This window comes from Streptococcus sp. 2741 (assembly GCF_013276315.1).
Classification (GTDB): Bacteria; Bacillota; Bacilli; order Lactobacillales; family Streptococcaceae; genus Streptococcus; species Streptococcus pseudopneumoniae.
Genome location: NZ_VMKU01000090.1, coordinates 1 through 23,983, shown reverse-complemented (window position 1 = coordinate 23,983; position 23,983 = coordinate 1). Strand labels below are relative to the sequence as shown.

General features: G+C 40.5%; 22 protein-coding genes. 7 read left to right on the top strand and 15 right to left on the bottom strand.

Annotated elements, in window-relative coordinates; translation table 11 throughout:
- The 7 genes from HT671_RS08815 to tpx form a co-directional block, all read left to right on the top strand.
- The coding region (locus tag HT671_RS08815; protein WP_171042137.1) for a transposase at positions 1–250 on the top strand (250 nt) is incomplete at its 5' end.
- Positions 251–443: 193 nt separating this feature from the next.
- Positions 444–1,559, top strand: coding sequence for a ThiF family adenylyltransferase (locus tag HT671_RS08810; RefSeq protein WP_050207834.1), 1,116 nt, complete (start codon positions 444–446; stop codon positions 1,557–1,559).
- Positions 1,552–2,745 (top strand): MFS transporter, encoded by a 1,194-nt coding sequence (locus tag HT671_RS08805; protein ID WP_172923131.1) that lies wholly within the window; start codon positions 1,552–1,554, stop codon positions 2,743–2,745. The genes HT671_RS08810 and HT671_RS08805 overlap by 8 nt, the downstream gene beginning before the upstream one ends.
- Positions 2,746–3,217: 472 nt before the next feature.
- Positions 3,218–3,940 (top strand): metal ABC transporter ATP-binding protein, encoded by a 723-nt coding sequence (locus HT671_RS08800; protein WP_166735470.1) that lies wholly within the window; start codon positions 3,218–3,220, stop codon positions 3,938–3,940.
- Positions 3,937–4,785 carry a metal ABC transporter permease gene (locus tag HT671_RS08795; protein ID WP_000559787.1) on the top strand — a complete coding sequence of 283 codons (849 nt, stop codon included), beginning with the start codon at positions 3,937–3,939 and terminating at the stop codon, positions 4,783–4,785. The genes HT671_RS08800 and HT671_RS08795 overlap by 4 nt, the downstream gene beginning before the upstream one ends.
- 31 nt (positions 4,786–4,816) lie before the next feature.
- The gene (gene psaA, locus HT671_RS08790; protein WP_166735471.1) at positions 4,817–5,746 is read left to right on the top strand and encodes a metal ABC transporter substrate-binding lipoprotein/adhesin PsaA; all 930 of its coding nucleotides are present in this window, start codon (positions 4,817–4,819) and stop codon (positions 5,744–5,746) included.
- Between the two features lie 122 nt (positions 5,747–5,868).
- Positions 5,869–6,360: a thiol peroxidase gene (gene tpx / locus HT671_RS08785; RefSeq protein ID WP_000256026.1), complete on the top strand. Its 492-nt coding sequence runs from the start codon at positions 5,869–5,871 to the stop codon at positions 6,358–6,360.
- 95 nt (positions 6,361–6,455) lie between these two features.
- On the opposite strand, the gene HT671_RS08780 is transcribed toward tpx, so the two are convergent.
- From HT671_RS08780 to HT671_RS08710, 15 genes are all read right to left on the bottom strand, one after another.
- Positions 6,456–9,164 (bottom strand): FtsX-like permease family protein, encoded by a 2,709-nt coding sequence (locus HT671_RS08780; RefSeq protein WP_138703046.1) that lies wholly within the window; start codon positions 9,162–9,164, stop codon positions 6,456–6,458.
- Position 9,165: 1 nt separating this feature from the next.
- Positions 9,166–9,867, bottom strand: coding sequence for an ABC transporter ATP-binding protein (locus HT671_RS08775; RefSeq protein WP_138703045.1), 702 nt, complete (start codon positions 9,865–9,867; stop codon positions 9,166–9,168).
- Between the two features lie 118 nt (positions 9,868–9,985).
- A complete protein-coding gene (locus HT671_RS08770; protein WP_000240129.1) occupies positions 9,986–10,678 on the bottom strand; it encodes a phosphoglycerate mutase in 693 nt (230 codons plus the stop codon).
- Positions 10,679–10,823: 145 nt separating this feature from the next.
- A complete protein-coding gene (ileS, locus tag HT671_RS08765; protein WP_138703044.1) occupies positions 10,824–13,616 on the bottom strand; it encodes an isoleucine--tRNA ligase in 2,793 nt (930 codons plus the stop codon).
- A 252-nt stretch (positions 13,617–13,868) separates the two neighbouring features.
- A complete protein-coding gene (locus tag HT671_RS08760) occupies positions 13,869–14,750 on the bottom strand; it encodes a DivIVA domain-containing protein (RefSeq protein ID WP_171043092.1) in 882 nt (293 codons plus the stop codon).
- Positions 14,751–14,758: 8 nt separating this feature from the next.
- Positions 14,759–15,544, bottom strand: a complete 786-nt coding sequence (locus HT671_RS08755) for an RNA-binding protein (protein WP_138703043.1) — start codon at positions 15,542–15,544, stop codon at positions 14,759–14,761.
- Positions 15,541–15,804: a YggT family protein gene (locus HT671_RS08750; protein ID WP_023940419.1), complete on the bottom strand. Its 264-nt coding sequence runs from the start codon at positions 15,802–15,804 to the stop codon at positions 15,541–15,543. The genes HT671_RS08755 and HT671_RS08750 overlap by 4 nt, the downstream gene beginning before the upstream one ends.
- Positions 15,804–16,343 carry a cell division protein SepF gene (locus tag HT671_RS08745; protein ID WP_000053381.1) on the bottom strand — a complete coding sequence of 180 codons (540 nt, stop codon included), beginning with the start codon at positions 16,341–16,343 and terminating at the stop codon, positions 15,804–15,806. The genes HT671_RS08750 and HT671_RS08745 overlap by 1 nt, the downstream gene beginning before the upstream one ends.
- A gap of 9 nt (positions 16,344–16,352) precedes the next feature.
- Complete coding sequence (locus HT671_RS08740; protein ID WP_050389749.1) at positions 16,353–17,024, bottom strand: YggS family pyridoxal phosphate-dependent enzyme; 672 nt, start codon at positions 17,022–17,024, stop codon at positions 16,353–16,355.
- Positions 17,025–17,028: 4 nt separating this feature from the next.
- Positions 17,029–18,288, bottom strand: coding sequence for a cell division protein FtsZ (gene ftsZ / locus HT671_RS08735; protein WP_000144272.1), 1,260 nt, complete (start codon positions 18,286–18,288; stop codon positions 17,029–17,031).
- A gap of 16 nt (positions 18,289–18,304) precedes the next feature.
- The gene (gene ftsA / locus HT671_RS08730) at positions 18,305–19,678 is read right to left on the bottom strand and encodes a cell division protein FtsA (RefSeq protein WP_050107773.1); all 1,374 of its coding nucleotides are present in this window, start codon (positions 19,676–19,678) and stop codon (positions 18,305–18,307) included.
- 218 nt (positions 19,679–19,896) lie between these two features.
- Positions 19,897–20,601 carry a TIGR02206 family membrane protein gene (locus HT671_RS08725; RefSeq protein WP_172923130.1) on the bottom strand — a complete coding sequence of 235 codons (705 nt, stop codon included), beginning with the start codon at positions 20,599–20,601 and terminating at the stop codon, positions 19,897–19,899.
- A 90-nt stretch (positions 20,602–20,691) separates the two neighbouring features.
- Positions 20,692–21,303: an NUDIX hydrolase gene (locus tag HT671_RS08720; protein WP_000804584.1), complete on the bottom strand. Its 612-nt coding sequence runs from the start codon at positions 21,301–21,303 to the stop codon at positions 20,692–20,694.
- On the bottom strand, positions 21,290–22,663 hold the full coding sequence (murF, locus tag HT671_RS08715) for a UDP-N-acetylmuramoyl-tripeptide--D-alanyl-D-alanine ligase (protein ID WP_000778737.1): 1,374 nt from the start codon (positions 22,661–22,663) through the stop codon (positions 21,290–21,292). The genes HT671_RS08720 and murF overlap by 14 nt, the downstream gene beginning before the upstream one ends.
- Positions 22,664–22,746: 83 nt before the next feature.
- Positions 22,747–23,790 (bottom strand): D-alanine--D-alanine ligase, encoded by a 1,044-nt coding sequence (locus tag HT671_RS08710; RefSeq protein WP_000814626.1) that lies wholly within the window; start codon positions 23,788–23,790, stop codon positions 22,747–22,749.
- Positions 23,791–23,983: the final 193 nt, after the last annotated feature.

Below are 23,983 nucleotides of genomic sequence, written 5' to 3'. Positions count from 1 at the left end.
GCATAAATCAAGTACCTTAGAGATTCCAAGTAATATTGAGTTGGCTTTTATCCCACCTTATACACCAGAAATGAACCCTATTGAACAAGTCTGGAAAGAAATTCGAAAACGAGGTTTTAAAAACAAGGCTTTCCAAACATTGGAAGCCGTCATTGATAAGCTTCAAGAAGTTATTCAAGGACTGGAAAAAAGCGTTTTAAAGTCCACTGTCAGCAGACAATGGACAAGGTTGCTTTTTGAAAATGATTGAGTATTATCTATCTCATAGCTTTGCTACTTGAAATTTAAATATTAGGAGGTAGATTTTATGCTTAAGCAAAAACGTGTTCATTCTGTAAGTATTGCAGGAATCGCAGTAGAAGGATAGTAATACTTTCTTCACCGAGGCTGGTAACTAGACTTTCTCTAGTTACCTTTTCTTTTAATTGATATAAGGAGATATAATGGATCTACTAAAAGCTCGTCCAAAACTAAAAAAGGCTTACCCAGTAGTATATAAAGACGGATCGGTCTATATAGGTGGGGTTGGAGAAATTACAGAATATGAAGACCCTAGCGGAGCTATTGAATACATGCTCAAAAAAATGGATGGAATTAATACTGTCGAAAAAATCATAAGAGAAGTTTCAGAAACCTACAGTGAACTATCACCATCTGATGTAATGGAAGCTATTGATGAAATCAGTAAAGAACGATTTATCGAGGATTTAAATCTTACTGGTTCTAAAATATTATCCAAGTATGAATTAGAACGTTATCACAGAAACATCAACTTTTTTTCATCTTACGCAACTTTAAGTGAAAATAAATATATTTCTCAAAAAAAATTAATTGATTCAAAAATTGGAATTATTGGATTAGGCGGATTAGGATCTCACATTATATATGACTTAGCTGGCTTAGGTATAGGAGAAATAAAAGCTGTTGAATTTGATGTCGTTGATATATCTAATTTAAATAGACAAATTTTATATAACTTTGATGATATAGGAAAGAGTAAAGCAAGTATAGCAAAACAACGCATCTATGAATTTAATCCTCAAATAAAATTTACTGTTGAGGAAAAGAAAATCAATTCATCTGAAGATGTTGTTGAATCATTCCGAGGATTCGACTGCTTAATACTAGTTGCGGATAGACCTAAAATCAAACTAGCAAGATGGGTAAATGAAGCTATAGTAAAGCTGAATATTCCTTTATTTTGTGCAGGTTTAGAAGCGCAACGAGCCCTGCAATATACTATTATCCCCAAAATATCTGGATGCATAGATTGTTGGAGAAATACTATCCAAAAAGAACACCCTATTTCTCACCTAATCCTTGAAGAAAGAACTCGTTTAAACTTAGTTGGTGACAATACTGCCATAGCTCCTCTAGTATCTGTAGCAACTGGTATCATTTGTTCAGAAGTTACAAAATATATCACTGGTATCGGTGAATTAACTACTGTAGGCCAATTAAAATCTATAGATATGAATACAATGACTACAAAAATAGCCGAGCATTGGCATATAGATCCCAATTGTATAACCTGTCGTGGAGGTAATATTATTGAATAGAAATTACAAAATATTGTGGCTAACATTTCTTGTATCCAACTTTGGTGATTGGCTAAGAAAATTAGCTCTACCTTTGCTAGTATTTGAGAAAACAGGATCTCCATTTCATATGGCTACTCTATACGGTATTTCATTTTTACCATGGATTTTATTTTCTCTAGTAGGAGGTATATTAGCAGATAAATTCAAAAAAGTATATATCATTTCAATATGTCATTTAATCTCATTAGTCATTCTAAGTTTGCTAATAATATCTTTTAAAAATGATAATATACTCTTACTCTTAATTTATATTTTAACCTTCCTGCTCTCCTCTACAGAGCCATTAGTCCACCCAGCATTTCAAAGCTTGTTACCACAGATTGTAACAGACAATCAGCTATCAAAATCCAATTCAGGAATCCAACTTATTGACAATACATTAAATCTTATCGGTCCTATGATTAGTGGTTCTGTTCTATTACTTATTAATCCAGCTAAAGTTTTATGGGTCAATGCTCTTACCTTTTTAATTGCCAGCCTATTAATTCTCTGCATAAAAACTCCAGAAAATACACTAGTAAATATCTCTAAAAAAGAGAGTCTTTCTAAAACAATATCTATTGGTTTGCACTATGTAAAAAATGATAAAATCATCCTAAGTGGAGCTATTCTTTTTTTTGGAACAAACTTTGGCATTCATATATTTCAGGCCAACTTAGTTTACTATATTACAGATGTTCTAGGCTATACCTCCTTTCACTATGGATTAATACTCTCAATAGCTGGTGTAGGAGCTATATTAGGTGCTATTCTTGCCCCTGAATTAATTAAAAAGTTTAGATATGGAAAAATCCTCTCCATCAGTACAATGCTAGCTGGTCTATTTACTATGTTGCTATCAATTAACACAAACTATATATATATGGGAGTATTTTTAGGTTTGAGTAATATGTTTGGCAATATCAATGCCATTACATATTTTACGTTACGACAAAAAGTTGTCAAAAAAGAAATGTTGGGACGTGTTGTTAGCATTACTAGAATGATCTCATTTGCTTCTATCCCCTTAGGAGCATACCTTGGAGGGATACTTGTTTCACATAACTTAACTATCATAAGTATTCTAATATTAGCAGGTACTATAAGATTTCTTGCAGGGGGATTTAGTTACTTTAGTCCATTAACCAAAAGTAAAAACTATTGATGTTTAAAGTGTGATATACTGATTCAAAATAATTCATCAAAGAATCGCTCATACTCAACAAAAATCAAAGGGTAAACTAAGGGGTTATCCATGGATAGATTAAAACACTTTTTGAAGTACAGATAGTAAATCTAATTAAAGAATCTTTAAAATCATAAAAACGCATAATATCAGGTGTATAAACCTTGAGATTATGCGTTTTATTAGACCTCCTACTAAATATATAGCAAAATAGAGTTAGTTGGAGCTGGAGTAGTACAATGCTGCTTCTAAGGCATTTTTATAATTTACTTTGAATTTCTAACAATGTTTTAAAAAACTCGGTGGACTATTCCAGATTCAATCCACTATATATTGATTCCCTTGTGTGATGTGTAAAGATTTTTTAATGACTTATTTTAATTTTTTCAAAAATTAACTTGACTTAATTTTTTTTTTAATGTATATTAAGAGACAGGAGGAATACAAGTTTATGATACGTATCGAAAACCTCAGTGTCTCCTACAAAGAAACGTTGGCACTTAAGGATATTTCACTAGTGCTCCATGGACCAACAATTATCGGTATCATTGGTCCAAACGGCGCTGGGAAATCAACACTATTAAAAGGTATGCTGGGAATTATCCCACATCAAGGTCAGGCATTTCTCGATGACAAGGAAGTTAAAAAATCCTTACACCGAATCGCCTATGTCGAACAAAAAATCAATATCGACTACAACTTTCCCATCAAGGTCAAGGAATGCGTCTCGTTAGGACTCTTTCCCTCTATCCCTCTCTTTCGAAGTTTAAAGACTAAACATTGGAAGAAAGTGCAAGAAGCCCTTGAAATCGTCGGTCTAGCTGACTACGCTGAACGGCAAATCAGTCAACTGTCTGGAGGTCAATTCCAGCGGGTCTTGATTGCCAGATGTTTGGTACAGGAAGCCGACTATATCCTCTTGGATGAACCCTTTGTTGGGATTGACTCTGTCAGTGAGGAAATCATCATGAATACGCTGAGAGATCTGAAAAAAGCTGGGAAGACGGTTCTCATCGTCCACCACGACCTCAGCAAGGTTCCCCACTACTTCGATCAAGTCTTGCTTGTCAATCGAGAAGTGATTGCCTTTGGTCCAACCAAAGAAACCTTTACCGAAGCCAATCTCAAAGAAGCTTACGGTAATCGACTCTTTTTCAATGGAGGTGACCTATGATTGCAGAATTTATCGATGGATTGCAAAAATTCCATTTCTTACAAAATGCCTTGATAACAGCCATTGTCGTCGGGGTCGTAGCTGGAGCTGTGGGATGCTTCATCATCCTACGCGGGATGTCACTCATGGGAGATGCCATTTCACATGCTGTCTTACCAGGTGTAGCCCTCTCCTTCATCTTGGGCCTTGACTTCTTTATCGGAGCCATTGTCTTTGGACTGCTAGCTGCCATCATCATTACCTACATCAAGGGAAACTCGATTATCAAAAGCGATACCGCCATCGGCATTACCTTTTCTTCTTTCTTAGCCCTCGGTATCATCTTGATTAGTGTCGCTAAAAGTTCAACTGACCTTTTCCATATCCTTTTTGGTAATATCCTGGCCGTCCAAGATACGGATATGTTTATTACTATGGGTGTGGGAGCAGTCATTCTCTTGTTAATCTGGATTTTCTTCAAGCAACTCTTGATAACATCCTTTGATGAACTCTTGGCTAAAGCCATGGGAATGCCTGTCAATTTCTATCACTACCTTCTCATGGTACTCTTGACTCTCGTGTCTGTGACAGCCATGCAAAGTGTCGGAACTATCCTGATTGTAGCCATGCTGATTACCCCAGCTGCAACTGCTTATCTGTATGCTAATAGCCTGAAAAGCATGATTTTCCTTTCCTCAACCTTTGGAGCTACTGCTTCAGTTTTGGGGCTCTTTATCGGCTATAGCTTTAACGTTGCGGCAGGTTCTAGTATCGTGCTTACAGCCGCTAGTTTCTTTCTCATTAGCTTCTTTATCGCTCCAAAACAACGATATTTGAAACTAAAAAATAAACATTTGTTAAAATAAGGGGCAAAGCCCTAATAAATTGGAGGATCTAATGAAAAAATTAGGTACATTACTCGTTCTCTTTCTTTCCGTCATTGCTCTTGTAGCATGTGCTAGCGGAAAAAAAGATGCAGCTTCTGGTCAAAAACTAAAAGTTGTTGCTACAAACTCAATCATCGCTGATATTACTAAAAATATTGCTGGTGACAAGATTGATCTTCACAGTATCGTTCCTGTTGGTCAAGACCCACACGAATACGAACCACTTCCTGAAGATGTCAAGAAAACTTCTGAAGCAGACCTCATTTTCTATAACGGTATCAACCTGGAAACAGGTGGCAATGCTTGGTTTACAAAATTGGTAGAAAATGCTAAGAAAACTGAAAACAAAGACTACTTTGCAGTCAGCGAAGGTGTTGATGTTATCTACCTTGAAGGCCAAAACGAAAAAGGGAAAGAAGATCCACACGCTTGGCTTAACCTTGAGAACGGTATGATTTTTGCTAAAAACATCGCAAAACAATTGAGCGCTAAAGACCCTAGCAACAAGGAATTCTACGAAAAAAATCTCAAAGAATATACTGAAAAACTAGACAAACTTGATAAGGAAGCAAAAGCTAAATTCAACAATATCCCTGCTGAGAAGAAATTGATCGTAACCAGTGAAGGATGCTTCAAATACTTCTCTAAAGCCTACGGTGTCCCAAGTGCCTATATTTGGGAAATCAATACTGAAGAAGAAGGAACTCCTGACCAAATCAAGACCTTGGTTGAAAAACTTCGCCAAACAAAAACTCCTTCCCTCTTTGTAGAATCAAGTGTGGATGACCGTCCAATGAAGACTGTTTCACAAGATACAAACATCCCAATCTACGCTCAAATCTTTACTGACTCTATCGCAGAACAAGGTAAAGAAGGCGACAGCTACTACAACATGATGAAATACAACCTTGACAAGATTGCTGAAGGATTGGCAAAATAAGCCTCTGAAAAACGTCATTCTCACATGAACTGGCGTTTTTTCTATGCCCATATTTCCGGTCAAATCATTGGAAAATTCCGACTGTTTCAGCTAAAATGGAAGAAAAAAGATTGGAGTATCTTATGGTAACTTTTCTCGGAAATCCTGTGAGCTTTACAGGTAAACAACTACAAGTCGGCGACAAGGCACTTGATTTTTCACTCACTACAACAGACCTTTCTAAAAAATCTCTGGCTGATTTTGATGGCAAGAAAAAAGTTTTGAGTGTCGTGCCTTCTATCGATACAGGCATCTGCTCAACTCAAACGCGTCGTTTTAATGAAGAACTGGCTGGACTGGACAACACGGTCGTATTGACTGTTTCTATGGACCTACCATTTGCTCAAAAACGTTGGTGTGGTGCTGAAGGTATTGAAAATGCCATCATGCTCTCAGACTATTTCGACCATTCCTTTGGACGTGATTACGCCCTCTTAATCAATGAGTGGCACCTATTGGCACGCGCAGTCTTTGTCCTCGATACTGACAATACTATTCGCTACGTTGAATACGTGGACAATATCAACTCTGAACCAAACTTCGAAGCCGCAATTGCAGCTGCTAAAGCCCTATAGAAAAAATCCTCTGTTTCAAAGAGTTCCCTACTCTTTGAAACGGAGGATTTTTGTTTACGAGTAAATATAAATTCAACCAGATAAAAACAACTACCTTACTCTACAGATTTCAGGGCTTCAAGCATATCAACCTTTCTCAGATGATAATTGACAAAGAAACCAAGCAAGGTCAAAATAATGCTTACTGCTGCCACTGGGATTACATAGACTTCCCAGCCTACCTGTGGATAAAAGAGAATAGTCGCAGGCGAAATCATTTGAATCAAAAATTGGTGTAAATAGAAACCAGATACCAGACCAAGTACAATTCCCACAAGGGACAGCACAATCGTCTCACGGTAAATGTAGAGAGTGACTTCATTATTATGAAAGCCGAGAACCTTGATAGTGGAGAGTTCACGGATTCTCTCAGCCACGTTGATATTGGTCAGATTGTAAAGGATAACAATAGCCAACAGAACCGATACGATAACTAAGATAGTCATGGTCTGATTGAGTGAACTTGCGACCGAGTCAAAGAGTCGAATGGCTGAAGCATTCTGGACGACGCTGGACACCGCAGATTGATTCATAAGTAAGCCGGCCTGTCTTTCGATACTAGACGCACTGGTATCCCTTAACGAGACCAGATAAGTGTTGGCTTGGGGTAGCTGTCCGTAAAGTTGCTCATAGTTAGATTGACTCATATAAATAAAGTGACCAACGTAGTTCTCAGTAATAGCAGCGACCTTTAATTCCTTACCTTCAATTTCTAGAGTCTGCCCAACCTTGACACCTGCCAGCTGGGCAAGTTTAGCTGTAATAACGACGCCATCTTTTAATGTCAGCTCTTGCTGATGATGTTGCAGATGAATAAAGGGAGTCAAATCCTCCTTCTCTGTCATCATAAGAGTAATAGTTTGAAGACCAGCCTTACCTTTGAAATCCTTGTCTAGCGTTTTAGAATAGATTTTCTGATATGCTTGGATATCCTGCCCTTTCAACACTTCTTCCAACTCTGACTTGTCCTGATTGGTCGCACTAGGATTTTCAGAGACAATCATCTGATACTGTTGGATTTGTTGAAACTGTCTAGACGGAACTCCTGCTACAGAGGATTGGATTCCCAAACCTGCAAAGAGCAGGGCTACAGAACCTGCCACACCAAAGATCGTCATCAACATCCGCTGCTTATAACGGAAGATATTGCGAGCTGTTACCTTATGAGTAAAACTGAGACGACGCCAGATAAAACCGATGCGTTCCAGTAAGATTTTAGCTCCTTTAACAGGAGGTTTAGGCAGTAAAAGCTGGGCTGCTTCATCATGAAGTTCCCTACGAGCTACCAAGTAGGCTGGTAACACACTCGCCAACCAACTCAAGACAAGAGCCAGTAAGCTATAGGTCCAATAGAACTGAATCTGGGTTTCTCCCACCACCATGCCTTTTGTAATGACACTTGAAATCACACCAGCTAGCAAATAATGGCCAAGTATGCTACCTAGAGCTGTTCCGACAGTCCCAGCTACTAGACCATAGAGAAGAAATTTAGCGATAATATCCTTACTGCGATAGCCCAAGGCCTTAAAAATCCCTGCATGAGTTCGCTCTTCATCCACAAAGCGAGTCATAGTTGTAAAGGTCACCATAGCTGCTACGGCATAAAGAACCACAGGAAAGATATTGCCCACTGCCCGAATACTGGCTGAAGCATTACTGTACATGAGATAACCTTGACCGCCAGGCATGGTCTGACGATTATAGACTTGATACTTGGGCTCCGCCAAATCATCCAAGACTTGCTGATGTTTTTCTAATTTTTCCTTTTCTTGGGCTAAATTTTGTTCAGCCTGCTTTAGTTTGTCTTCTTCCTTGCTCAATTCCTGCTTGGCTTGAGTAAGTTGAGCATGGGCCTGCTCTCTCTGGGCTTGAGGAAGCAAGGCTAGTTGACTTTCCTGAGCCTGTAAACGAGCTTGAGCGGTTGCTAAACGACGCTTGCCTTCCTGCAGATTAGTCTCAGCCTTGTCAAGGGTTTCTTGGCCCTTGTCTAAAGACTCTTGTCCTTCTTTTTTCAAGAGTTGCAGACGTGCCTTGCCATTATCTGACAAAGCTTGTTCAAGGTCTTCCTGATGTTGCTTGGATTTTTCTTCATAAGCTTCTGAAAAAGCATTTAAGCCTGCTAAATCTTGATATTTCAAACGAGCTATATTGTAGACTTTCTGATCAAACTGACTAGGTAAAATCACCCCATAGGCTGTCAGAGTCCCACTTCCACTTCCTGCGTGGCCCATATCTCGCTGGGAGAGGATTTCAGCTGAATCCACAAAACCAGTAATGGTATAAGTATGGTCTTTTAAAAAGGAATGACCCTCTTCTTTTTCTTTAAAACTAATCTCCTGTCCCACGCTGTATTGGCCTTGCAAATGAGTGGCCAAAGCGATTTCCTTGTCTGACTGAGGAAGTCGTCCCTCTCTTAGCTGAAAGTTTGAAATTCGCTCTGGTTTGGAGTACAGCCGAATGGCATCCTGCCCATTATCCATAGCCACATCTGTCAAATAGCCAAACTCAACCTCTGCGCCCTCCGTCTGTTTTAGTTCTTCTTGATCTGTTTGATCCAAACCATAATTAGACATAACTGCCAAATCCAAGGTTTGAGCAGTTGTTAAATAAGTATTAGCTGTCGCCTCCATGTTGGGGCTAGTCACTTTGAGGCCTATTAAGGCTAGAGACCCTAACATCATCAAGGTTAAGATGGATAAAAAACGCCCCTTGGAGCCTGTGAAGGACTGAATTAAGTCCTTCCAATAGGTTTTTCGCTTCATCATGCTAGTACTCCAAACTGTCGATATCCTGAGGATGCTGGTTGATCACCACATCCTTGACACTGGCATCGTGCATATGAATCACGCGATCAGCAATGGGCGACAAAGCTCCATTATGAGTCACGATGATCACCGTCGCTCCCTTTTGACGAGACATATCTTGGAGAATTTTCAAAACCTGCTTGCCCGTCTGATAATCCAAGGCTCCAGTCGGTTCATCACAAAGGAGGATCTTAGGATTTTTGGCTACTGCGCGTGCAATGGAGACTCGCTGTTGCTCCCCTCCAGAAAGCTGGGCTGGAAAGTTATTGAGACGATGAGCCAGACCTACATCTGTCAAGACCTGTTCAGGATTCAAGGCATCTGTCACGATTTCAGAGGCCAGTTCCACATTTTCCTTAGCTGTCAGATTAGAAACTAGATTATAAAACTGAAAAACAAACCCCACATCATTTCTACGGTAATTGGTGCGCTGGTGGGAACTATAATCCGCAATATTAACACCATCAATCCAAATCTCCCCCTCGTCATTGGTATCCATTCCCCCAAGAAGGTTAAGAACCGTTGACTTGCCTGCACCAGATGCACCTAGAATAATAACCAATTCACCCTTTTCAATCTCAAAATTCACATCACGATTGGCCACAATCTCCGTGTCCCCAACCTGATAACGCTTATAACAGTGTTTCATCTCAATATAAGCCATCAGACCCACCCTCTCTCAAACAAATTACTTCCTACTATCATTATATCGCTTTTTCAAGCCATTGGAAACTGGGAACAAAAACAAAAAGCCTAGAAATCAATTCTAGACTTACATTTTTTTATTTTCCAAGGTAGTATTCAGAAACTACGTTCAATTTTTCGTCGAATTCGAATACCAATGGTGGGAAGTTAGGGATTTCCACGTCCATGATTTCGTCATCTGACAAACCTTTGATGTGTTTTACAAGGGCACGGATTGAGTTACCGTGAGCTCCTACGAATACGTTTTTACCATCTTTAAGAGCTGGAGCGATTTTATCTTCCCAGAATGGAAGGGCACGTTCCAAAGTCACTTTCAAGTTTTCAGCATCTGGGATTACTGAGTCGTCAAGTGAAGCGTAACGACGGTCTGTGTGAGCTGAGTGCTCATCATCACGGTCCATGTTTGGAGGCAATACATCGTATGAACGACGCCAGATGTGAACTTGCTCATCACCAAATTGTTCAGCAGCCTCAGCTTTGTTTTTACCAGTCAAACCACCGTAGTGACGTTCGTTCAAGCGCCATGATTTTTCAACTGGAACCCACAATTGGTCAGAAGCTTCAAGAGCCAAGTTAGTTGTTTTGATCGCACGTTTCAATACTGAAGTGTAAGCTTGGTCAAATTCGATACCAGCTTCTTTGATCAATTTACCAGCGTCAATCGCTTGTTGTGTACCTTTTTCAGACAAATCAACATCAGCCCAACCAGTGAAAAGGTTAGCTTTGTTCCATTCAGACTCACCGTGGCGAGCAAAAACCAATTTTACCATTAGATGGATTCTCCTTCAAATTTTCCGAGGTTTCCCCTCGTTTATCTATTCTATTCTACACAATTTTTCACAAAAAAGCTAGTCAAAACCAAAAAGGAAAGGACTGTTTGGCAATCCTTTTCCTTCTTAGTATCAGACAACAACCTTACTTCTCTTCAAATCCTTCTGCGACTGCGTCCGCAAAGTTTTCTTCTACGATGCTTGCACAGTGGTCACAGATGACTGCCTGGTAGCTGCGTTCTGCTGTTGTTGGGTCAATACGACGGCAACGGTCACAGACTTGGCCTGCAGCGCGTTCAACAGTGAAGGCTACATCTTCGAAGCTAACGGCAGCTTCTGGAGCTGGTCCTTCTGCGATGGTCAATTCAGACACAATCAAAAGTTGAGCTACATTGCTGTTTACTGCTTCGAGTAGAGTTTTCACAACTTCATTTGGATAAACTGTCAAGTGTGCTTCAAGTGATTTACCGATAACTTTTGCATTACGAGCTTCTTCCAAGGCTTTTTGAGCTTGTCCACGGAAGTCCATGAAGGCTGCCCATGTATCCAAGATTTCTTCTTGGTTAGCAAAAGTTTCCGCTTCTGGCAATTCTGACAATTGAACGAAGTCTTCTGCTTCAAACTCAAGGTATGACCAGATTTCTTCCGCAGTGTGAGGAAGGATTGGTGTCAAGAGTTTGGTGATTTTCACAAGAATGTCATAGAAAACAGTCTGCATTTGACGGCGTTCGAGTGATTTGGCACCTTCGATATAAACAACATCTTTGGCAAAATCAAGGTAGAAGGCTGATAAATCAACGTTGATAAAGTTCACCAAGGCCTTGTAGATTGTCAAGAATTCAAAGTCTGCATAGGCATCACGAATGGTCTTGACAAGCTGGTTAAAGCGAATCGTCATGTACTTATCAACTGAGCGAAGCTCTTCGTAAGCGACTGCATCTTGAGCTGGGTTAAAGTCAGATGTATTGGCAATCAAGAAACGAAGGGTGTTACGGATCTTGCGGTAAGTTTCAGAGACTTGGCTCAAGATATCCATAGAAATACGCACGTCGTTGCTTGAGTCAACACTTGTTACCCAGAGACGCAAGATTTCCGCACCAAATTGTTTTTCAACATCACTTGGGGCAATGGTATTTCCAAGAGATTTGGACATCTTCTCACCTTTACCATCAAGGGCAAAACCTTGTGACAAGATTTGTTTGTAAGGTGCTACGCCATGGTTGGCAACAGATGTGATGAGTGATGAGTTGAACCAACCACGGTATTGGTCAGAACCTTCTAAGTAAAGGTCTGCTGGGTAAGTCAACTCAGGACGGTTTACTACCACTCCATTCCATGATGAACCTGAGTCAAACCAAACGTCCATGATATCAGTTTCTTTTTTGAACTCGCCGTTTGGTGAACCTGGATGAGTAAATCCTTCTGGCAAGAGGTCCTTAGCATCACGTTCCCACCAAATACTTGAACCATGTTCCTCAAAGAGTTGAGCCACGTGTTCAATAGTTTCAGCAGTCATAATCGCTGTACCGTCTTCAGCGTAGAAGATAGGAAGTGGAACACCCCAAGCACGTTGACGAGAGATAACCCAGTCGCCACGGTCACGAATCATATTGTAAAGACGGACTTTACCCCATTCTGAGTGGAATTTCACTTTTTCAATTTCGTCCAGGATTTCTTGACGGAATTTAGAAACTGAGGCAAACCATTGTGGAACCGCACGCCAGATGATTGGTTTCTTAGTGCGCCAGTCAAATGGATATGAGTGAGAGATTTCTTCTTGGGCAAGAAGGAGGTTACCAAGTTTTTCAATAACAGTTGGAACCACCTTTTCATAGAATTGACCTTCAAACTCAGGACCAGCATTCTTCATCATGATACCACGTTCGTCAACAGTCACTGCGACTTCAAGACCATTAGCAATACCAACATTGTAGTCGTCCTCACCAAAACCAGGGGCTGTATGGACAATACCAGTACCAGAGTCAGTGGTAACGTGGTCACCAAGGATAACCAACTCATCTACAGCTGTATCCCATGGGTGTGCTGTTACGATGTGGTTGAGTTCTTGACCACGGTAAGTTGCCAAAACTTGAGCATCAGCCCAACCAAATTTCTCAAATAAGCTAGTCAATAATTCTGCAGCAACGACAAACTTACGAGCTTCACCAGCAGGTTGAACCAAGACGTAATCAATATCCGCTCCAACAGTCAAACCACGAGAAGCTGTGATAGTAAATGGAGTTGTTGTCCAGACTACGATATAAGTCTCTGTATCTAGAACACCTTTGCCATCTTTTACCTTGTTGGCATAATAAAGGGAAGTCGAAACCAAGTCATGGTATTCAATCTCCGCTTCAGCAAGGGCTGACTCAGATGACCAAGACCAGTAAACTGGCTTGGCACCACGGTAGATATAGCCTTTATTAGCCATCTCACCAAATACACGGATTTGGGCTGCTTCATAGTCAGGAGTCAAAGTCACATATGGATTTTCCCAGTCACCAGAAACACCCAAACGTTTAAAGTCTTCACGTTGTTTATCTACTTGAGAAAGAGCGTATTCGCGACAAAGTTTCAAGTACTCAACCAAGTCCATTTCTTTACGTTTGACACCTTGTTTTGCCAAAACTTGCTCGATTGGCAGACCATGAGTATCCCAACCTGGGATAAATGGTGCGTAAAAACCTGACATAGATTTTGAGCGAACAATGATATCTTTTGAAATCTTGTTCATAGCGTGTCCAACGTGGATATTTCCGTTCGCGTATGGAGGGCCATCATGCAAGGTGAAATGAGGTTTTCCTTGGTTCAATTCTTGACGACGTTGGTAAAGTTTTGCATCTTCCCATTCCTTTTGCCAAACTGGCTCTTTGGTCGGAAGGCCTGCACGCATTGGGAAAGCTGTTTTACCAAGATTAAGAGTATCTTTGAGTTTCATGGTATCTCCTTTATAAATAATAACAAATTAAAAACCACGACTGCCAAAAAGGACGAAAATCGTGGTACCACCTTTATTCGGAAAAAGATTTAGTCTTTCTCCCTCTTATCCCGTAACGTGGGGAACGTCAAATCTTACTCCATTCAGACTTGAGTTTTTGAGAGGATAATCTTATCAATAGGGATTACAGGACTCACACCATCTCCTGCTCGCTGGAAATATAAGGATAAGATATTGTTCTCAGAATATTTCTTATAAAATTGTAACGGATTCTTGCGGTGCTTCAAATCCTGGTGCTGAATCAAATGTTTCTGTAGCTGGTGTTGGAGCCGAAGGATGTACTGGAGCTACTTCTGGCTCTTCATACATTGGACCAACTGGATGAGCAGGTTCTTCTTCCATTTGAGGACCCACTACAGGAGTTGGAGCTTCCACTTCCTGTTTAGTCTGAGCTTCAAATTCAGCCAATTCTTTATTGGCTGCTTCAATACGAGCCTGTAACTCTGCCATTTCTGCTTGAGAGAACTGACGTGTCATATCAATTGGTTCTTCCTCAATTGGAGCTGGAATCGGTTCCCCAAGCACTTCGCTAACAACTTCTTTAAAAGCTTCATCACTGGTTTGAAGATAAGTAGCTGTTGGACGGAGAATATCTTCCCAATCTGAAGACTCAACAATAGCCAACTGACTCTCAATTGTAGATTTGAGACGTTGGTGGAAGACACGGCTCTTGTTCTTCAATTCTTCTGTTTCAACAGCAACTTTCTTAGCATTGTCTGTTGCTTGACGAAGAATCTCGTTTGCCTTATATTTAGCTTCTTCCAACAAGCGTTGCGCATCTTGCTCTGCTTGGTGAACGATATTGTTTGAACGTTCATGTGCCGCTTGTTTCACTCGCTCAGCTGTGTCTTGGGCAATCAATACAGACTGGCTCAATGAATCTTTCATTTCGTCAAAGTAAGACAAACGCTCTTCTAAACTCTTAATACGCAAATCTTTATCATGATTCGCACGAACAAGATCTTCGTAATCACGAACCACAATATCTAAAAATTCATCGACTTCTTCTGGATCAAAACCTCTGAATCGAGTTCCAAAGGTCTTGTCCTTTATTTCTAATGATGTAATTGGCATTCTATTCCTCACTTACTTAATAATAACTGGACGGTTATTTTTTTCTTCTCTTTTTTTGTTTGTCCCTTATCTTGAAGCAATCTCAAGCGCCCAAATTTTCTCACACTAATCAAGTCTCCAACTTGAACAATATAATCTGATTTGTCTACCACATGATAATTTACTTGGACAAGTTTCTTTTCAATCAACTGGTTTGCTTGGTTCCTAGATAGTTTTAAAACATTTGATAAAAGAACATCTAATCGAAAACTAGACACAGATAAATCCAGCTCTCGATACTGTTCTAGCTTATCTATCTTCTCGGCGAAAGGACGTTCCTCCAGCGAAACAGGTATACGGCCAATTTTCTTTAATCCATCTTGAAATAGAAGAAGAAACTGCTGATTAATCATAATCTGCGCCCGTTCTTCATCTACTAGGATATCTCCAAAAAGTTTCCGTTCAATCCCTAATTGATTGATGACTGTCCCTAAAATCTTAGCATGCGTTAAATGTTCAAATTTATTGGAATACACAATTTCCTGAAGAGATATTTCAAAATCTGAAAACTCTGGTTGGAAATAATCTGGGTATAATAAAACTCGAACATACTCACTCGAGACAAATTCCCCACTACTGCTACAAGCAAGACCATAGGTTTTGGCCAAAATCTTTAATAGCTTCTCCTGATGAGGATTGATAAAAGGAGTTAAAAAAGGAGCATAGCTATCTTCTACCTTCTTTATCCATTCCATTCCCTTGTCAAGAAAGGGACGATCTTCTATGGAGAAATGCTGATAAATCCCTTTATTCATCCTATCATCGCCAGAAAACGGACTAGGTTTTCTCCTAAAAATCGAACCAAAACAATCGCAACCCAAACAGATAAATCAAGGCCCACTATCTGTAAAGGCAGGCGTTGCAAGGGAGCAAGCACTGGTTTTACCAACGCTACAATCCAACGACCCAAACTGGATTCGTAGGCGCCTGGAAACCAAGACATGACAGCAAAGGCTACCAAAATCAGGGAGTAAATATCCACTGCATTATAAATCATACGAATTAAAAAAATCATTATCGTACTCTATTTCGTCTCATATCAAAATCAAACTCACCCTGTTGATCTTCATCTGGCAAACGAATATCTTCTACATTCACAATAACATTCACTGGTGTCAACAGATACATGGTAGAAGCTACTTTTTTCAGACTTCCAGCTAGAACATGGCAAGCCCCATCCAGGTAATCCAAACAACGACGAGCCTGCACTTCAGTCATATATTGAAAATCAATCAAGATACTTTCGTTTCCTGCCAATAAATCAACAATTTCTGTTGCGTCTTCATATTTTCTAGGATAACGAACATCTATAATGACCTTATCAGTTGCACGCTGACTCTGATTTGCCAATTCCTGTTGTCTTGCATGAAGTCTGGTGATATTGTTCTCCTTTGTTCCAGCTGATTGTGGAGTTTGAGTGATTGGGAGAGCCGGTTCCTGTGAAGAATTTACTGGAGTAAACACAGGCTCATCTCTTTTTTCATAAGGGAGACTTGAATCCTCATCCTCCGTAAAATAATCTATAAATCTATCGAATCTATCTTTTAAAGACATGGTTCTCTCCTACTTAAAAAATGCTGTACCTATACGAACAAAGGTGGAACCGAATTGAATCGCTTCTTTATAATCACGACTCATTCCCATACTTAACTCGATCATAGGCATATTTGGAATTTGTTTTTCTTGGATTTCTCTTTGTAAATCTTGGGTCGCCTTGAAAATTTCTTTCAACTGCTCACTGCTAGCCTCAAAAGGTGCCATCGTCATTAAACCAACATATTCAATCTTATCTAGTCTGGCTAACTCTGGCAAGATATCCAGCAGTTCCTCTCTCGAAAAACCGTGCTTGCTTTCTTCTTTAGAAATATTTACTTGAAGGAAACACTTGATGACTCGGTCACTTCTTTTTTGGATTTCCTCCGCTAGCTTTACTGAATCCAAGGCATGGAAATAATCAACGTATTGAATGACATCTTTCACCTTACGTCTTTGCAAGGTACCAATCAAATGCCAAGTCACATCTCGATCTTTTAAAGATTCATATTTTTCCAGAAACTTATCGACACGATTTTCACCGATATGATGAACACCTAGCGGAAGCAAGGCTTCCGCTGTCGGTACATCTACATACTTGGTAACTGCAATGACAGAGACTGAACCACTCTCTCGATGAGCACTCAGACTAGCCTCTGCGACTTCTCGAAAAACAAGTTCTGTATTTTCTTTTACATTCATTTACTTAACGATTTTTGAAAAATGGAGGTGTATCCAATTCATCTTCATCTTGTGATGTTGGGGCTTCAAAGCGTTCAACTGGAGAAACGACTGAATCTGTTGTACGAACAATCGATTCACGGCGAAGATCCCAATCACCAAAAGCAGATGCCTGAGTTGGTTCCAAACGACGTGGATTTTGTTTTGGCAATTCAGCTGTTTCTGCCATATCAAAATGACGATCAAAGCCATGTGAATGAGCTGGTTTCACTGTCTCACGGTAGTTAGTAGTCGGTCTAGCTTGTGGAGCCACAACCTTTTCTACGCGGTCTTGACGAACACCCGTTGCGACAACTGTTACACGAATTTCATCACGCATACTTTCATCAATTGAAGTACCGAGCCAGATGTTCACTCCTTGACCTGCTGCTTGATTCACAATTTGTGAAGCCTCTTCTGCCTCAATCAAGGTTAAGTCGAGACCACCAGTTACGTTGACAATCACATCTTCTGCTCCATCAATTGTTGTTTCAAGAAGTGGAGAGTAAATTGCCTTACGCGCTGCTTCAACAACACGTTCTTCTCCACTACCGATACCAATCCCCATAAGAGCATTTCCTTTATTTGCCATCACCGTTTTCACATCGGCAAAGTCAAGGTTAATCAATCCTGGATTGGTAATCAAATCGGTAATTCCTTGAACACCTTGACGAAGAACGTTATCTGCTTCGCTAAGAGCCTCCAAAAGTGGTGTCTTCTTATCAACAATTTCAAGCAAGTTGTTGTTTGAAATAATCAATAGAGTATCTACATGCTCACGAAGTTGGTTGATTCCTTCAACGGCAAATTGTCCACGCTTACTTCCTTCAAAACCAAAGGGACGTGTTACAACACCAACTGTAAGAGCACCCAAATCTTTGGCGATACGAGCAATAACAGGAGCAGCTCCAGTTCCAGAGCCTCCTCCCATACCAGCAGTGATGAAGACCATATCTGCACCACTGATAGCTTCCGTCAGTGTTTCTTCGCTTTCTTCAGCAGCTTTACGACCAACCTCAGGTTGACCTCCTGCACCCAAACCGCGAGTCAATTTAGGGCCTAACTGAATAACAGTCTCAGCTTTTGTACTGCTCAATGCTTGTACATCTGTGTTTGCTGCGATAAATTCTACGCCTGTAACACCTTCGTCGACCATGCGGTTGATGGCATTGCCACCGCCTCCACCGACACCAATTACTTTAATCACTGCACCTTGAGCAGCAGCTGTATCAAATGAAAATGTCATAATTTATTTTTCCTCTTTATTCGTCAAACATGCTTCCGATCAAGCCACGGAAACGATCTGCTAATTTCGGTTTATTTTGTGAAGCTTGTTGGAAATCCGCCATTGGTTCTGTAGGCGCCACCGGCTCTACTTCTGGAGCAGGAGCTGGTTGAACAGGCGTTGATTGTACAAACTGAGCTGTCTTTTGCAGCATCCCACCAAAACTAATTGGCTGATGACTTAAGTCATTCTCACCTTTTATCGCTCCTTGAGCCAAAAGATTAACTTCTGTTAATTGACCCGCAAATTCTGATAAACTAATCACATGCGCAAAGGCTGGATTACGGATACCAACTTGATTTGGAACATAAAGCTTGACACGGACGCCAAAGACTTCCTGAGCAAGCTCAACCATACCTGGTAAAATGGCATTCCCACCGATTAAGACAATACCACCAGGGAGGTCCAATAGACGCCTTCTATCTAATTCTTGCTTGATTTGTTCAAGGATGTGCTTGATTCGTGCAGAAATAATTTCTGACAAGTAGGCTTCCGTCACTTCGACTGCTTCTACTTCTCCAATAACCTCTACTTGGAAGGTTTCTTTGCTTGCAAGAGGCGGATAGGCTTCCCCGTAATTCAGTTTCAAGCCTTCCGCTAATTTGCGAGAGGTTTTCAAAACCTTGGAGATATCTTTAGTTACATAATCTCCACCTTCTTGGAGAATATGTGTGAACTGGAGTTCTTGATTACGGATTGTAGCGACAGTCGTTTGACCTGCCCCCATATCAATCACTGTAGCACCAAATTCACGTTCCCCTTCGTTCAAAACAGACTGAACCATTGCTAGTGGTGAAATGATAACATTTTCAACCTGAACACCTGCACGCTCAACCGTCTTACGCAAATTGTGCAAGATAGTACGAGGTCCTGTATAAAGCAAACCACGCATTTCAAGGCGAACCCCCATCATGCCACGTGGGTCACGAATCCCTTGGAAACCATCCACAATAAATTCTTCAGGAATAAAGGTAATGACTTCACGGTCAGGTGTCATACTCTTTGTCAAAGCTGATTTGACAACATTTTCAACATCTTGATCCGTAATTTCCTTGGTATCAGATGTTACTGGAATCATCCCTTGAGTTGGTTCTACCTGCAAAAGATTACCAGGCAAGCCGACATTCACTGATTTAATCGAAATGCCTGACTTTTCTTCTGCTTGGGAAATGGCTGACTTGATAGCAGTTGCTGCTGCATCAATATCAACAATAATTCCATCCTTTACACCTTTACTTTTGGCATTACTCACGCCAATTACATTTAATTCACCATTTCTCTGCTCGGCTACAAGCACCTTGACAGAGCTTGTTCCAATATCTAGACCTGTAAAAAAGCCTTCTCTAGCCATTACATCGCATCCTCTCTATCTTCCAAGTTTCGCACTTCGTATTATTCCATAGCTAAACTTAGGCATAGCTATTCACAGAATATTATAACACAAAAAATTTAATCATGCTTGCTTTTTTCCTAAATTTCCCAGCCAATTTTTGAGTTTCTATGTTCAGAAATTCTTATTTTATAAGCTGCTTGTAAAAACTCTCTAAGACAAAAAAAGAAAGCTCTGTGTTAAGCTTTCTTTGCAATCATTTTTTCTGCTTCTTGAGCTAAAAAGAATTCTAAGATTTTCTTAGTCAAACTGATAGTAGCTACCAGCACAATTGAAACAAGTAAATAATTAGCTACTAGACCATGATCCCCAACCAATGGCGGTTTTGTCAAGAATCCGTAATCCCCACCTGTTACCAAATTGACCACAAAAATCAAGGCATTTAGGGCAAAGGTCATGAGAAAAATTCCCTTCACATCCAGCAATTTCGCACTATACTGTCTCAATAGATAAACTAGAGAGTTCCCCAAGAGTGCTAAATGACCAAAGATAAAGGATAAAATGGTGATATGTGGAAAAGGGTAAGCATCTGGCACTGGATAAACAAAGGCTGCTAATGTCCCAAATGTTCCCAATAATGCAAAGTATTGTTTATATTTGGACTGACCAGGAAGCAAGAGTACCACAAACATAGCCATACGGCAATGGTAAAAGGGTAGGCTTTCTGACAATGGCATATGATTGACCCAGTACCAACCATAAAGAAGGATCAACTGAACGGCCTGTAAAATCTGGAAAAATCGTTGGTAAACCTTCTTTTCACGATAGCGATAGGCTGTATAAAAGGTCAAGGCTAAGAGCGTAAATAGGCTAACATACCAAAAAAGGTCAAATTTAGGTGTTTCTGTTGGCTGAGTTGTAAAAAAAATATCCCATAAATTCATCTAGTCTTCCTCATAATTCAAAATTTTCCTGCATATTATTATACCATGCTATTTGTCAAAAATGGATTTAGAAATACGATAATCATCTTCTTAGTCAAGATATTGCTCCCTCTGACCTTGATAAACCTGCCAAAGAATCTCGATTTGCTCCTTGGTAATGCGTTTTTCAGATAAATTCGGCAGTTGGTCAATTGCAAAAAATTGAAGGTCAGCGATTTCTTGATTTTCTTGGAATTGTCCATCGAGAAGCTTACATTCAAAAACAAACTTTGCATATTGTTTGCTCTGTAGTTGGAAACGATTGGTATCAAAAACAGCTAGCAGTCTTTCAACTTTGGCTTTAAAACCGGTTTCTTCTTCAATTTCCTTGAGAATATTTTCAGTTGGAGAATAGCCGACTTCACCAAAGCCACCTGGCAAAGCCCAACTATCCTCTCCTTGTCCCCTAACCAGACAAATCTTCTCATCCTCAACAATCCAAGCACGGACGTCCATTAAGGGAGTCGCATAAGCGGAGGTCGGTTTCAAGAGTTCTGCCACTTCGTCTGCATCAAGGTCTGATACCTGATTCAACATTTCAGATAACAGACTTCGCAAGTCTTCGTAGCGCTCACAGTCAAAAGGATCTTTTGTAAAGGTTAAGCCAGTATCTGTAAGGGCAATCATTCTTTGCAGATACTTAACAAAATCACTTGGTTTCATTTTCTAAACTTTCTACCAACATGGCTAGGTTCATAGAGTTAGAGCCCTTGAGCAAGATTTGATCATTGGCACTGAGGCTTTCCTTGACCTGCTTGACTAGGTCTTCAAATTGGTCTTGGTCTTCTGTTTTCTTGAAATAGTAAACGTGGCCAATTGGGAACATTTGACTGGCAAGTTGGGCCAATTCAGCAATGTCTTCTCCGTAGAAAATCACGGTATCCAGCACATCTGGAGAAAGGCTCAAAATCATCTGATTATGGAGTTGAACTGACTGGTTACCCAGTTCCTTCATGTCCGCTAAAACCGCAATTTTCTTGCCCCCTTCATTGGCTGGAATGGCAGAGAAGGTCTCTAAAATCAGCTTCATAGCAGTTGGATTGGCATTGTAAACATCTGACAAGATGTCTGCTCCATTGGCTGCTTTCTTCCACTCGGTACGGTTACGCGTCAATTCAAGATTTTGGAAGGCCTGACAAATTTGTTCTTCTGAAACTCCTTCTTGTAGGGCCACATAAGCAGCAATCATAGCATTAGTGGCATTGTACTTACCAGTCACTGGCAAATCAAGGGCTTGTTCCAAGAAATTAGCTTTAAAGGTCAGACTGTCCTTACGCTCAACCAAGTCTGTGATTTCCAACTCTGCTCCTTGCCCAAAACGAACCACCTTTTTATCAGTTGGCAAGTAGGCCTCTACAATGGAGTCGGCTGGGGCCAAAAGCAAGGAATTCGAAGCCATGCCATCTGCAATTTGCATTTTTCCTTGGGCAATCTCCGAACGGTCTTTGAAAAAGGCCAAATGGGCTTCTCCAACCAAGGTCACGATGGCTATCTTTGGATGAGCCAATTCAGACAAGAGATGAATATCTCCCAAGTGATCCTGTCCCATCTCCAAAACCAACTTTTCTGTTCCTTCAGGCATATGGAGAACTGTGTAAGGAAGACCAATCTCGTTATTGTAGTTTCCTTGAGTTTTGTAGGTTTTGTAGATTGTTGACAGCAAATGTGCCAACATATCCTTGGTCGTTGTCTTACCATTTGAACCCGTAATAGCAAAGACATCAACAGTCGTTTTTTCAAGATAGTAGGCAGCTAGTTTTTGAAATGCAGTCAACACGTCGTCTACTAGAATGTAGGGATGATTTGCGATTTCTTTCTCAGACAGGGTTGCTACCGCACCATTTTCAAAGGCTGTTTCGATAAAGTCATGACCATCACGCGCACCTTTGAGTGGCACAAATAAATCTCCAGTCCCAATCAATCGACTGTCAAACTCAGCCTTTTCTAACTGGGCGTTCGCAAAAAGACTAACATCATTTTTAGCTCCAACAGCTTGGGCAACTTCATGGATTGTTAATTTCATTTCTACTCCTTTAAAAAGGGTCGAAGCCCGAGAACTCTAGTCACCTGGCAGTGATGGTTCTGGCTTCTACCCTCTCTTTCATTTTATAGCAAATGCGCTTCGCGCTTGTTAAAGCTTTCCTTGGCAAGGTCAACCAAACGCTCGATTAGTTCTGCGTAGCTGATTCCCATATTGTCCCAAAGTAGTGGATACATTGACCACTGGGTGAAACCTGGCATGGTATTGAGCTCGTTTAGGAAAATCTCTCCCTTATCTGTATAGAAGAAATCGCAACGAGAGAGACCGAGGCCTCCAATGGCACGGAAGGCCGTCTCTGCATTTTGACGCATGACAGCTACCACATCATCACTGATTTTGGCTGGGATGTCCATGGTAATCTTGTTATCAATATACTTGGCATCGTAGTCATAAAAGGCAACATCCTTGACTACTTCTCCTGGTAGCGTGCTTTTGACATCGTAGTTTCCCAAGAGACCAACCTCGATTTCACGGGCATTGACCCCTTGCTCTACCAAGACACGGCTGTCATATTGAAAGGCAAGTTCCAAAGCTTGACGAAGTTCTTCTTGATTTTCAGACTTAGAAATACCGACACTAGAACCCATGTTTGACGGCTTAGTGAAGACTGGATAAGTCAATTTTTCTTCCACTTCAGCGATTTTAGCAGTCACATCATCCCCTTCAACGATAGCCACATAGGGAACTTGTGCAATGCCAGCAGATTCTAACACACGCTTAGTCGTGATTTTATCCATGGCAAGACTGGATGACAAGATATTGCAACCGACATAAGGCAATTTCAAAACTTCAAGGAATCCTTGAACAGAGCCATCTTCTCCCATCGGACCATGAAGAACTGGAAAGACCACTGCCCCTTCTTCATAGATAGCACTTGGTGCAACTTTCTTATCCCAATCAATGGTTTCATTGGTCATGAGACGGTCCTCTTGACCTGGAGTCTGACTAAATTCCTGCGTTTTGATAAAGTCACCTGACTGACTGATAAAGAAAGTCTTGACTGTGAAACGGTCGTAGTTAACCGCACGCATGATACTCTCAGCTGAAAGGACAGAGACTTCACGTTCCGCACTCCTTCCACCATATAAAAGAATAATCGTTTGTTTCATATTATTTGTCCTAATTCTACTAGAATACTCGCTCTTTAGTATATCATATTTGCTTGGTTTTTTAAAACTTGAACCTGATCCTACTCATCACACTATACAAAAAGAGGCCGATAGGAACGATTTTCAGCCTCCTTGATTTTTTATAAATGAATGGAGTTCGTAAATTTGTCTACACCCGACTTTATCACTTAAA